Consider the following 12,207-nt stretch of genomic DNA (forward strand, 5'->3'; position numbering starts at 1 on the left):
CGCCCGCCATTTTCCGGCTCGCCTGCAGACCCTGTCAGGCCAGGCCGATCCCTGGCATTCCCAGTGGCCCGCCGGGCCGCAGACAACGACAGCTTTGCTGGAACACAGGAAACCCATGATGAAATTTGAATCATTCGATTTTGCCCCCGAGATTTTGCGCGCCGTCTCGGAGTGTGGTTATCAGGAGATGACCCCTGTGCAGCAACAGGCGATCCCGTCCATACGCCGTGGTCAGGATGTGCTGGCCAGTGCCCAGACCGGGACCGGCAAGACGGCCGCCTTCGCTCTGCCCATACTGCAGCGCCTGCTGGATCAGCCGGCCGCCGTGCAGCCGTCCAACGCCCGGGTGCTGATCCTGACCCCGACCCGCGAGCTGGCGGCCCAGGTGGCGAGCAATATCAGCGATTTTGCCAAGTATCTGGACATCAGCGTGCTGACCATCGTCGGCGGCGGCAAGCAGGACGTGCAGGCCCGTCGCCTCAAGGCCGGTGCCCACATCATAGTGGCGACCCCGGGTCGGCTGCTCGAGCACCTCACCGCTTGCAACCTCAGCCTCTCCGGGGTCGAGACCCTGGTGCTGGACGAGGCGGATCGCATCCTCGACATGGGGTTCAGCGCCGATGTGCAGCAGATCCTGCAAGCGGTCAACAAGACGCGCCAGGGCCTGCTCTTCTCCGCCACCTTCTCCGATGGCGTCAAGAAGCTGGCCAAGGTGATGCTGGACAAGCCGCAGATCGTCAGCGTCAACAAGCAGAACTCCACCGCCGACACCGTGAGCCACACCGTCTATCCGGTGGAGCAAAAGCGCAAGCGCGAGCTGCTCTCCGAGCTCGTCGGCACCAAGAACTGGCAGCAGGTGCTGGTGTTCGCCAGCACCCGCGACAGCTGTGACGAGCTGGTGGCAGAGCTCAACCTCGACGGCATCAAGGCCGCCGTGGTGCACGGCGAGAAGGCCCAGGGCAGCCGTCGCCGCGCCCTGCGCGAGTTCATGGAAGGCAAGGTGCGGGTGCTGGTCTCCACCGAGGTGGCGGCCCGTGGTCTGGACATTCCGAGCCTGGAGTACGTGGTCAACTATGATCTGCCCTTCCTCGCCGAAGATTATGTCCACCGCATCGGTCGCACCGGCCGCGCCGGCAAGAGCGGCATGGCCATCTCCTTCGTCAGCCGCGAGGAGGAGCGTACCCTGCTGGAGATAGAGGCGCTGATCGGCCAGAAGATCCGCCGCGTCATGGTGCCGGGCTACGAGGTGAGCAGCCGCGACGAGCTGATCAAGCAGTTGCAGGAGCGCCGCCGCTTTGGCAAGAAGCCCCAGCGCGCCGACAACGCCGCCGCCCAGGTGATGGCCGAGGCCAAGCTGCAGAGCCAGCGCGCCCGTCTGCGCAAGACGGCCCGCAAGGCCAAGTAAGCCAGGTGCCGCCGGGGACTCGCCCCGGCCGGCTGGTGTTTCCCCTGTTCAAAGGCGCCTCGGCGCCTTTTTGATGAGGAGGCTGATGAGAGCCTCCCCGGATCTGCCCAGGAGTCGTGATGAGCGATGTGAGAGTGCAAACCTATAACCAGGCCCTGCTCGAGATGGCCAGCGCCAGTCTGGCCGAGCTGGCCCGCACCGGGGCGGGGCGTGCCCCCCGCACCCAGGCTCAGGAGAGCCACTTCCTGAGCCTCTGGCTCGCCGACTCCCTCAAGGAGAAGCGCTTCTCCCGCCTGGTGATGGAGGATCTCAAGGGCTGGGTGCAGCAGGCGCGCACCCAGGGGGCGGGGGCCGATCTCAAGGGATTGCTGTCGCGCATCGTGCGTCACTACAGCCAGGCGGCGAACGAGGGGCTGGGGGCGCGCCTGATGGCGCTGCTGGACGACTGCGAGCAGGCGGGCTGGCAGCGGATCACCGAGTGCGTGCTCGATGGCAAGGCGAGGCTCGCAAGCCAGGGACAAGCCTCCATCGTCATCTGCGCCGCCGAGCTGGCCCGCGTCCTGGCGGGGGATGAGCTGGTGGCGCCGCTCACCCTCTATGTGCGCGGCGACGAGCAGCAGCTGGCCCGGTTCGCGGAGCGCCACGGCCTGCTCATCGGCCAGGGCAACAAGAAACAGACTCGGGTGAAGCATCACAAGGGGCACCTGCTGATGCCCGCCAACGCCCTGCCAGCCCTGGCCCTGCTGGCGCAAGAGCGAAGCGCCTGAGCCAAGGCCTGCGCCTCCCCTGACCCATGCCACCCCGATCCCGTATCGGGGTTTTTTATGATGCGTGGCCCGCCAGCCTGGCATCGCGCTCTGCCGTCCCCCCGCATCCTTCGTTCCCCGTGCCCGCATCCTGGCGCCTTGGCCCCGCCATCTGGGGGGCCTCTGCCGAGCCCCCCGTACGGAGGGGCTACCCCCATATGGAGGGCGGGGGCAGGGGCGCATCTGCCTTAGGGTGGTTGGGCCCCAAAGAGGGCCGGAAGCAAACCAATCATTCCAAGGAGAGAAGATGAAAGCGACACCGATAGCCCTGCTGCTGGCGGGCCTGCTGGGTTCCCCCCTCTGCGTCGCGAGTCTGGATGCCAGCCTGACGCTGCAAGAGGGAGCAGGGGAGGATGTGAGGGTACGGGTGACCCTGACCAACCAGGGCAACAAGCCGGTGCGGCTGCTCAAGTGGCAGCTGCCGGGCGGGGACGATGCCCCCCTGTTCGTGGTGGAGCGCGATGGTCAGCCCGTGGCCTATCAGGGCGCCCTGATCAAGCGTGCCCAGCCGGGGGCACAGGACTACCAGCGTCTGGCCGCCGGCGAGAGCCTGGTGCTGGAGGCGGAAGTGTCCGGCCTCTATGACATGAGCGCCCAGGGGGAGTACAGCATCCGTTATCGTCTGCCCCGGCTGCCGGGGGAGGGGAGTCCCAGGACCGGGCGCAGCGCCAAGGCGGCCCCCGAGGCCGGGGAATCCAACGCCGTTAGCCTCTGGCTGGACGGGGTCGCGAGCGATGAGCGGGTACTGGCCAAGGCCCAGGTGGCCGAACCGGCCGCCGCCGGGGGCTCGGTCAGTTTCACCGGCCGCTGCACCAACAGCCAGAAGAGCCAGATCGTCTCCGCCCTGGATGCCGCCGCCACCATGACAGGGGACTCCCTCGCTTATCTGGCGGTGGACAAGCCCGATGGCCAGCGCTATCGCAGCTGGTTCGGTGCCTATGATGCGAGCCGCTGGAGCCAGGCCGAGGGCCACTTTGACAAGGTGAGGGACGCTATCGCGGACAAGCCGCTCACCTTCGACTGTGGCTGCAAACAGAGCTACTTTGCCTACGTCTACCCGGATCAGCCCTACAAGGTCTACCTGTGCAAGAGCTTCTGGAGTGCGGCCAACACCGGCACGGATTCCCGCGCCGGCACCATCATCCACGAGCTGACCCACTTCAATGTGGTGGCAGGCACGGATGATCTGGGTTACGGTCAAGCCAATGCCCGCCACCTGGCGAGCACGGACCCGGTTGCGGCGCTCAACAACGCCGACAGCCACGAATACTTTGCCGAGAACACCCCGAACGAACAGTGAGTCCACAGGGGGCCTCGGCCCCCTTTTTGATGGAGGCAACATGATGGCACTCCTGCTCGGCAGCGCCCTTGGCCTGGGCGCCTTGCAGTGCGAGCTGAACGTCAGGGCCCAGAGCCGGGTCGATGAGCCCCTGGCCCTGGCCATGGCGCTCAGCAATCAGGGGGAGGATACCCTGGAGGTACTGAGCTGGTTTACTCCCTTCGAAGGCTGGTTTGCCGACGCCATCGACCTGACCCTGGATGAGCAGGTCGTCCCCTACCAGGGACCGCTGGCCAAGCGGGGCGCCCCCGGCGCCGACGACAGGCTGATCATAGGCCCCATGCAGCGGATCAAGGCCGAAGCCGAACTGACCCAGGTCTATGATCTGAGCCGCCCCGGTCACTACCGGCTCAGTTATCGCTCCATGCCGGTGCAAGACGATCAGGGGCTGAGCCCCAGGTGCCCCCCCGTGAGCTTCGAGCGGCTGGCGCTGCCCGCGAGCGAGGAGGCGGCGCAGTGATGCAGGCCGCTGTTGGCCCTGCTTGCTTCATTGACCCGAGATGGCGCCGAGGGAACTTGCCCCAAACCGCGGTGCGGCGGCCCGGCGGGGAGGCAGCCCCTCTCATCGCCTGAGTCGTGGCCGCTCGTCCTGCCCACTCTGCGGTCCGACGCGCTCGACGCCCTTGCTTATACTCTGTGCTGGCTCTGGGGCCAGCCCGTTTATTCCTGTCCCCGCGAGTCAGCTGACGGCGCCCCGTTTGCGCCCCTTCTCACCGGCCCTGCCCGGGCCACAAGGGAGCACTGCCATGATGGATGAAGAGTTTGACGAGCAGCGGGATCTGCTGCTGGAGCGGCTGATCGCGGCCTCGCCGCAGGCGCTCTATCGTTGCTGGACCGAGCCCGAATTGCTGATGCGCTGGTTTGCCCCCCTGCCCTGGCGCACCCTGAGCGCCGAGCTGGATCTGCGGGTGGGGGGCGCCAGCCTGGTGGTGATGGGAGGCCCCAATGGGGAGAAGATCCCCTGTCCCGGCGTCTACCTGGCCCTGGAGCCGGGACGGCGCATCGTCTCCACCGATGCCTATGTGCGCCCCTGGCTGCCGTCGGCCCGCCCCTTCATGACCCTGATCCTGAGCTTCACCCCCGAGGGGGAGGGAACCCGCTACCGGGCATGGGTGCGCCACTGGAGCGAAGCGGATCGCAAGGAGCATGAGGCCATGGGTTTTCACAGCGGCTGGGGCCTGTGCACCGATCAGCTGGCCGGGCTGGCGGCGACCCTCTAGGGACCCGGCGACAGGGCAGAGGCAAAAGAAGAGGCCCCGCTGGGGGGGGCCTCTTCGTGTCGGTGAGCATCCAGTCAGGCTTGATCGGCCGGGAAGCGTACCCCGACCTGTTGCCGCACCTGGGTGATGACCCTGGCGGTCTCGATGGAGCGCGCCACGGCGGCCTCGTCCATCTGGCCCGCGGCTATCTGGGCGGCGAAGGCGCCGGCCTCATAGATCATGCTGTTGGCGGACTGGGGCTGGCCCAGATCTTCGCGCCGGCCATCCCGCCCGACCCAGGTCAGGCCGGTGCTCTCGGAGAGGTGCTCTATGAGGAAGGCCCCCTCGCTGCCCTGGATCTCGCTCGGGATGAAGGAGTCGGACACCTTGGAGTGGCTGATCACCAGTTCGAAGGCCGGGTAGTGCAGCAGCACGGTGCCATGGATGTCCACCCCGGTTTCCAGCAGCTCGCCGCTGGCCGTGACCCGATCGGGTGCACCAAACAGGGCGACGGCGCTCGCCACGCAGTAGTAGCCGATATCCATAATGGAACCGTTCGAGAAGGCGGGGTTGAAGGTGTTGGGGTGCTCGCCGGCCAGGTATTTGGGCCAGCGGGAAGAGTATTGGCAATAGCTGAAGCTGGCGCGGCGCGCCTGACCGAGCCGGGGCAGCTGTTCGGCCAGCAGGCGGAAGTTCGGCAGGTAGGCGGTCTTGAACGCCTCGAACAGCACCACACCCTGCTCCCGGGCGCAGCGGTACATGGCCTCGACTTCGGCCAGGTTGGAGCCGAGCGGCTTCTCGCAGATCACGTGCTTGCCCGCCTTGAGCAGTTGCAGCGTATGGGGGCAGTGCAGGGAGTTGGGACTGGCGATGTAGACGGCATCGAAGCAGGGGCTGGCGGCGAACTCGGCGAGATCGTCGAAGCAGGCCGGATCATCGTACTGGGCGGCGAAGGTCTCCGCGCTGGTCCGCTGCCGGGAGTAGACGGCGGTCAGCTGAAAGGCCTTGCTCAGCAGCGCCGCTTCGATGAATTTTTCTGTGATCCAGTTGGTGCCGATCACCGCGAGTCTGATCATGGGGTTGCTCCTTGTAACGACATGCAATTGCAAGAGGGGGCAGGGTGGGCGCCCATCATAGCCCAAGTTGTCGCTCGGCCCTACCATGGCGGCCCGTGGGCTGGGAAAAATGAGACGAGGGGGGCGGAAATAAAAAAACCCGGCCTGGGCCGGGTTTGGAGGAGTGGGCTGGCTTACTTGGCCAGGGACTCCGGCAGGTTCTCACGGATCTTGCCGAGCATCTCCTTGAGGACGCGCGGGTTGGCAACGACGATGTTGCCGGAGTTTTCGTAATTGTGACCACCGACGAAGTCGGTGACGATGGCGCCGGACTCTTTGGCCAGCAGCTCACCGGCGGCGGTGTCCCAGGGTTTCAGACCGATTTCCCAGAAACCGTCGATACGACCGGCGGCCACATAGGCCAGATCCAGGGCGGCGGAGCCGGCGCGGCGGATGTCGGCACACTCCACGAACATGCTCTGGAACATCTTGAGGTAAGGCTCGATGTGGTGCTTCTGCTTGAACGGGAAGCCGGTGGCCAGCACAGTGCCGGAGAGGTCTTTCGCCTTGCCGACGCGGATGCGGTAACCGTTCAGCTGGGCGCCGTTGCCACGGGTCGCGGTAAAGAGCTCGTCACGGATGGGATCGTAGACGACGGCCTGTTCGGTCTTGCCCTTGACGCGCAGGGCGATGGAGACGGCAAAGTGCGGAATGCCCTTGACGAAGTTGGTCGTGCCATCCAGTGGGTCGATGATCCATTGGTAGTCCGGATTGGTACCGGCAATCTCACCGGACTCTTCAGCAACGATGCTGTGTTCCGGGTACGATTTTTTGATGGTGTGAATGATGGCCGCTTCGGCGTCACGGTCAACGTTGGTCACGAAGTCATTGCTGCCTTTCTGGATAGCCTCGATGTTCTCAGGCTGGGAGAAGGCTTTTACTACTACTTGACCGGCGTTGCGCGCAGCGCGCACGGCGATATTCAGCATCGGATGCATAGGTTCACCACTGGATGTTAAAGAACGGGGGATAAAAGGACGCGAAATTATAGCAGCCTGCCCGAGGATAGCAACTCATATTACCGAGGCGGGGGGGTAGAAGCATAGTGCGCAGCGAGAGCTGACTTTACATGACTATTTGGTCTAATCTTGTCTCGCCAGACCACTGGCGCGTGTAATAACAAGCTCCATCACTCATAGGGATGTGTCGAATGAACTTGTCATTAGTCAGTCAAAAACCGTCGTCAGTGGCGGTCAGCGGGTTGTTGCGGGCGTTGCAAGAGTCCGTCGATGTCGAACCCTATTTCAATCGCATCGTGGTGACAAGCCCGGGTCAATGGAAGCCGACTCGGGATGAGGCCGCCATCTTGCTGCTCGACGACGAGGCCGGTTGGCCGGCGCCGGCGCTGGGGGAGGCAGGGGAGGCCATAGGCCTGCCCGTGCTGCCCCTGCTGGTGCGCGATGGCGAAGGTCCGGGCGGGGCCAGTTCCCGGCGGGGGCCGGATGTGCGCGATCCCCGCTACTACTTCGTCTCCAACGGCATCGTCATGGATGGCCACGAGTGGGCAAATCCGGCCAGCAGCCAGTTGCTGGTGGACAAGCTGGCATCCTACTTTCCGTTGTTGTCCCGTCTGAGCCTGCTTCGTCAACGCAGCCCCCAGGGTCCCCTCAACTAGCGCTCTCGTTCCCCTGTGATGGGGTGACGCTGCCACAGGGCGAGCTGTTGCCTGAGGGTGGTCATGTCGGCGCGCAGGGTGTCGCCATGACCCCCCCCTTTCCCGAGCAGGACCCAGCCCTGCACATGGACGAACAAAAAGCGCGCCAGGGCCTGCACATCTGTCTTGGGGGCCAGATCTCCCTCCCGCACAGCCACCTGACAGGCATGGGCCAGAGCCTGTTGCAACTCGCTATGCATATCCAGGATGCGTTGCCGCACCCGGGGTTGATCCATGGCGCCTCCCAACTGGGCGTTTTGCAAGAAGCAGCCGGGATTGTCGGGCTGGCTCAGGCGCAGCGCCAGGGCATCGAGCCAGCCGTGCAGCGCCGCCAGGCCGCCCTTGTCGCACAGCAGGGGCGCCATGCGTTTGCGCGAGACCTGCTCCAGATAGTGATCGAGTGCCAGCTGAAACAGAGCCTGCTTGTCACCGAAGCTGTTGTAGAGACTGAAACGGTTGATGCCCAAGGCATCCACCAGATCCTGGATCGACGTCGCCTCATAGCCTTTTTGCCAGAACAGTGTCATGACTTGCTCCAGCTTTTCGGCTGGATCGAATGCGGTTTTGCGTGCCATGTTTCCTCCTGCCGTGACTATAACAAATTCTTGACCGCTCGTTTAGATAAGACTAGTTTCTAACTGTTCGTTTAGGAATGGAGAGCAGGATGAAAGTCTATGAATTGCGGCGGGCCCCCAATGCGCGCAGGGTGCGGATGTTTCTGGCGGAGAAAGGGGTCGACATGGTCTATGAGCAGGTCGATCTCGGGGGTGGCGAGAACCTGAGCCCGGCGTTTCTGGCCAAGAACCCGGCCGGGCGCATCCCCGTGCTGGCCCTCGACGATGGCAGCTATCTGAGCGAGTCGGTCGCCATCTGCCGATACTTCGAGGAGCTCTATCCCGAAAACAACCTGTTTGGCACCACGGCGCTGGAGCGGGCCCAGATAGAGATGTGGAGCCGCTTCATCGAGTTCAATCTCTGGCTGCCGGCCGGCATGGCCTTTCGCCACATCACCGGCTTTTACAAAGACCGTGAAACCTGTTTCCCCGAGTGGGGTCAGGAGTGCAGGCAGCTGGCGAGCCAGTGGTTTGCCAAGCTGGAGGAGAGGCTGCAAGCATCCGCCTATATTGCCGGCGATCGCTTCACCATCGCCGACATTCTTGCCATATGCGCCATAGACTTTGCCGCCAGAACGCTGGAGCTGCACATCGCCGATGAGCAGACCGCCCTCAAACGCTGGTATGATACGGTCTCAAGCAGGCCCAGTGCCCAGGCCTGAGTCGCTATCCTGTCACGTGCTTCCCTGGCACCCTCGCCGTGCCAGACAACAAGGAGAAGATGATGATCGATTTTTACACGGCCGCCACCCCCAACGGGTTCAAGGTGTCGATCGCCCTCGAGGAGCTGGGACTGCCCTACAAGGTCATTCCCCTCGATTTCTCGACCATGGAGCAGAAGAAGCCCGAGTTTCTGGCCATCAACCCCAATGGCCGCATTCCAGCCATCGTCGATCGGGATAACGGCGATTTCGCGGTGTTCGAATCCGGCGCCATCCTGCTCTATCTGGCGGAGAAAACCGGCAAGCTGCTGCCGCAAGATCCCAAGCGCCGCTCCCAGGCCATCCAGTGGCTGATGTTCCAGATGGGCGGCGTCGGCCCCATGATGGGGCAGGCCAACGTCTTCTATCGCTACTTCCCCGAGAAGATCCCGGCCGCCATCGAGCGTTACCAGAAAGAGGGGCGCCGCCTGTTCGAGGTGCTCGACGGTCACCTGGCACACCATGAGTACCTGGCCGACGAGTACAGCATCGCCGACATCGCCACCTGGCCCTGGGTGCGGATCTATGACTGGAGCGGTATCTCCATCGAGGGGTTGGTGCATTTGCAGGCCTGGATGGCGCGCATGGAAGCCAGACCCGCCTGCCAGAAGGGCATCACCATTCCACCGCGCAACGAAAGCCCCGATGATCTGGTCAAGCGGGCGCAGCAGATGGTGACCCGCTAACGCCATCATGATGGCCCGGCGACGGGCCATCTCTTTTTGTCTGCACGTCTCCTTGCTGCCCGCCTCTCACCTCCTGTCTGCTCACGCCTTTCCCTTTTAAATAAGCCATTTATCAAGTATCAAAAGTCATTTTTCTTGATTAACTGTTATGTTATAACGCTCCACTTTGGTCGCTGACCGTTATTATCTGGATGGAAAGGATGACAAAAAAATACGCCGCTGCCGGGTGGTGCGCCCTGGTGTTGATGGCCGGAATGAATGTTGCCCACGGCAAGCCGCTGGCCATGGTGGGGCCCTGGGAGATCCACAGTATCGACCCCGCCAGCAACGGGGTCTTCTTCACCCGCATGCAGGTGGCGGAGACCCTGGTGGATGTGGATGGCCAGGGCAATCTGCAACCCGGGCTCGCCAGCCAGTGGTCTCACTCCGAGGATGGCCTGCAGTGGCGATTCACCTTGCGCCCCGGTGCCCGCTTTCACGATGGCAGCGAGGTGAGCGCCGAGCAGGCCGCTTTTGCCCTGCAACAGGCTAGGCGCAAGCCCGGCGTCATGACCAGCGCGCCCATTGCGTCCATCGAGGCTAACGATGGTGTCTTGCTGGTCACCTTGAGCGAGCCCTTCGCCTCCCTGCCCGCCGTGCTGGCTCACCCCAGCACCCAGATCCTGGCGAAGGCCGCCTACGATGCCAAGGGGGAGGTGACCCAGGTGATAGGCTCTGGCCCCTACCGCATCGCCCGCCTGCAACAACCCCAGCGGATAGAGACTGTGGGTTTCGACGGTTGGCAGGGGGCCAAGCCTGCCATCTCGCAGGTGAGTTACCTGACGGTGGGCCGCCCCGAGAGCCGCACCCTGATGGCCGAGAGCGGTCAGGCAGACATCGCCTGGGGGCTGGATCCGGTCAGCATCCGCCGCTTGCAGCAGGCGCCCCGGGTCGCCATCGCCTCGGTCACCCTGCCGCGCACCATACAGCTCAAGCTCAACGGGGCCGATCCTCTTCTGAAGGATCCAGCGGTGCGCCGCGCCCTGAGCCAGGCCATCGATCGCCGCGGCATGGCGGCGGCCCTGCTGCGGGATCCCGAGATGGCGGCGACTCAGCTCTTCCCCCCCACCCTGGGGGAGTGGCACCAACCCGGGCTGACCCCGCTCGCCCATGACGTCAAGGCGGCCCGGGCGGCCTTGGCGGCGGCCGGCTGGCTGCCGGGGGCGGATGGCGTGCTGCGCAAGGGGGAAGATCGCTTCGCCCTGACCCTGCGCACCTTCCCGGATCGCCCGGAACTGCCGCTGCTGGCCACGGCACTGCAGGCGCAGTGGAAGGCGGTGGGGGTGGATTTCAAGGTGGCGGTGGGCAACTCGAGCGAGATCCCGGCCGGTCATCAGGACGGCTCGCTCCAGCTCGGTCTCTATGCCCGCAACTATGCCCTGGTGCCGGATCCCCTGGTCACCCTGCTGGGGGATTTGGCGCCCGCCGGTGCCGACTGGGGGGTGATGAACTGGCACTCCCCGGCCATGACGCAAACACTGACCCGCCTTGCCACGCAAACCTTGTCGCCTGCAGACGCCGCCGCGGCACGCCGTGACATCGCCACGACGCTGCAGCAGGAGCTGCCCCTCCTGCCCATCGCCTGGTATCGCCAGAGCGCGGCGGTCAGCCGTGAGCTGAAGGGCTTTGAACTCGATCCCCAGGAGCGCAGCTACCGTCTGGACACACTGACATGGAGCGCCCAATGACAGCGACGCCCTTCTCTGCCGTCATGGGGATCCTGGGTCAGCGGCTGGTGCAGGCGCTGATGGTGGCCCTGCTGGTGGCCGGACTCTGCTTTGTGATGGTGCAATCCCTGCCCGGAGACATCGCCTTTCGCATCGCCGCGGGCCGCTATGGCTATGACTATGTCACCGCCGAGGCGGCCAACGCGGTGCGCAATGAACTGGGGCTGGCCGGCTCGGCCCTCTCCCGTTTCGGCGACTGGCTGGGCGCCCTGCTGCAGGGGGATCTCGGCAGCTCCCTGGTGACCGGGGCACCTGTGGCCAGCGAGGTGGGCCACCACCTGGGGGCCACCCTGTCCCTGGCGCTCGCCGCCGTGGTGCTGGCCCTGGTGGTGGCGCTGCCCCTTGGCAGCCTGAGCGCCCTGCGTCCGGGGGCATGGTGCGATCGCCTGACCCTGGGCTGGAGCGTGCTGATGCGCGCGCTGCCCCCCTTCCTGCTCGGCCTGGTGCTCATGGTGCTGCTCTCGGTGGAGCTGGGTTGGGTCAGCGCCGCCGGTCACGGGGAGGGGAGCAACCTGCTGTTGCCCGCCCTGACCCTGGGGCTGGGGCTCTCGGGGGTACTCTCCCGGGTGGTGCGCGAGAGCGTGCTCGCCGTGGTGCAGTCCGGCTATTACCGCTTCGCCCTCACCAAGGGGCTCTCGCCCGCCCGGGTCTTCAGGCGTCACGGCCTGCGCAACAGCGGGGTCAGCGTCATCGCCTATACCGGCGTGCAACTGGTGCTGCTTATCGAAGGGGTAGTGGTGGTGGAGAGCCTGTTCGCCTGGCCCGGCATCGGCCATGCCCTGGTGCACGCGATCTTCTGGCGCGACATCCCCATGGTGCAGGGCACCGTGCTGGTGCTGGCGGCGCTGTTCGTGCTGCTCAATACCCTGACGGATCTGCTCTGTCTCGCCATCGATCCCCGCGGTCCCAAGGAGTCCTGATC

General features: G+C 64.9%; 13 protein-coding genes. 10 read left to right on the plus strand and 3 right to left on the minus strand.

Annotated elements, in window-relative coordinates:
* Window positions 1–118 precede the first annotated feature (118 nt).
* The 5 genes from ACW5W4_RS03145 (at window position 119) to ACW5W4_RS03165 (ending at window position 4,770) form a co-directional block, all read left to right on the plus strand.
* On the plus strand, window positions 119–1,405 hold the full coding sequence (locus ACW5W4_RS03145; protein WP_456688516.1) for a DEAD/DEAH box helicase: 1,287 nt from the start codon (window positions 119–121) through the stop codon (window positions 1,403–1,405).
* A gap of 128 nt (window positions 1,406–1,533) precedes the next feature.
* Window positions 1,534–2,172: a DUF2913 family protein gene (locus ACW5W4_RS03150; RefSeq protein WP_456688517.1), complete on the plus strand. Its 639-nt coding sequence runs from the start codon at window positions 1,534–1,536 to the stop codon at window positions 2,170–2,172.
* 286 nt (window positions 2,173–2,458) lie between these two features.
* Window positions 2,459–3,511 carry a M35 family metallo-endopeptidase gene (locus tag ACW5W4_RS03155; RefSeq protein WP_456688372.1) on the plus strand — a complete coding sequence of 351 codons (1,053 nt, stop codon included), beginning with the start codon at window positions 2,459–2,461 and terminating at the stop codon, window positions 3,509–3,511.
* Between the two features lie 40 nt (window positions 3,512–3,551).
* Window positions 3,552–4,010: a protease gene (locus tag ACW5W4_RS03160; protein WP_456688373.1), complete on the plus strand. Its 459-nt coding sequence runs from the start codon at window positions 3,552–3,554 to the stop codon at window positions 4,008–4,010.
* 286 nt (window positions 4,011–4,296) lie between these two features.
* On the plus strand, window positions 4,297–4,770 hold the full coding sequence (locus ACW5W4_RS03165; protein WP_456688374.1) for an SRPBCC family protein: 474 nt from the start codon (window positions 4,297–4,299) through the stop codon (window positions 4,768–4,770).
* Window positions 4,771–4,844: 74 nt separating this feature from the next.
* On the opposite strand, the gene ACW5W4_RS03170 is transcribed toward ACW5W4_RS03165, so the two are convergent.
* Window positions 4,845–5,825 carry a Gfo/Idh/MocA family protein gene (locus ACW5W4_RS03170; protein ID WP_456688375.1) on the minus strand — a complete coding sequence of 327 codons (981 nt, stop codon included), beginning with the start codon at window positions 5,823–5,825 and terminating at the stop codon, window positions 4,845–4,847.
* Between the two features lie 173 nt (window positions 5,826–5,998).
* A complete protein-coding gene (gene suhB, locus ACW5W4_RS03175) occupies window positions 5,999–6,802 on the minus strand; it encodes an inositol-1-monophosphatase (RefSeq protein WP_041999362.1) in 804 nt (267 codons plus the stop codon).
* A gap of 212 nt (window positions 6,803–7,014) precedes the next feature.
* Here suhB and ACW5W4_RS03180 point away from each other — a divergent pair, with 212 nt between their 5' ends.
* Window positions 7,015–7,479, plus strand: a complete 465-nt coding sequence (locus ACW5W4_RS03180; protein ID WP_456688376.1) for a hypothetical protein — start codon at window positions 7,015–7,017, stop codon at window positions 7,477–7,479.
* Here ACW5W4_RS03180 and ACW5W4_RS03185 read toward each other — a convergent pair.
* Window positions 7,476–8,093, minus strand: a complete 618-nt coding sequence (locus tag ACW5W4_RS03185) for a TetR/AcrR family transcriptional regulator (protein WP_456688377.1) — start codon at window positions 8,091–8,093, stop codon at window positions 7,476–7,478. The genes ACW5W4_RS03180 and ACW5W4_RS03185 overlap by 4 nt on opposite strands.
* 89 nt (window positions 8,094–8,182) lie before the next feature.
* Here ACW5W4_RS03185 and ACW5W4_RS03190 point away from each other — a divergent pair, with 89 nt between their 5' ends.
* From ACW5W4_RS03190 to ACW5W4_RS03205, 4 genes are all read left to right on the plus strand, one after another.
* On the plus strand, window positions 8,183–8,794 hold the full coding sequence (locus ACW5W4_RS03190) for a glutathione S-transferase family protein (protein WP_456688378.1): 612 nt from the start codon (window positions 8,183–8,185) through the stop codon (window positions 8,792–8,794).
* 62 nt (window positions 8,795–8,856) lie between these two features.
* Entirely contained in the window at window positions 8,857–9,519 is a 663-nt protein-coding gene (locus ACW5W4_RS03195; RefSeq protein WP_456688518.1) for a glutathione S-transferase family protein, read from the plus strand.
* 200 nt (window positions 9,520–9,719) lie between these two features.
* Window positions 9,720–11,246 carry an ABC transporter substrate-binding protein gene (locus tag ACW5W4_RS03200; RefSeq protein ID WP_456688379.1) on the plus strand — a complete coding sequence of 509 codons (1,527 nt, stop codon included), beginning with the start codon at window positions 9,720–9,722 and terminating at the stop codon, window positions 11,244–11,246.
* Complete coding sequence (locus ACW5W4_RS03205; protein WP_456688380.1) at window positions 11,243–12,205, plus strand: ABC transporter permease; 963 nt, start codon at window positions 11,243–11,245, stop codon at window positions 12,203–12,205. The genes ACW5W4_RS03200 and ACW5W4_RS03205 overlap by 4 nt, the downstream gene beginning before the upstream one ends.
* Window positions 12,206–12,207: the final 2 nt, after the last annotated feature.

This window comes from Aeromonas crassostreae, from assembly GCF_054052445.1.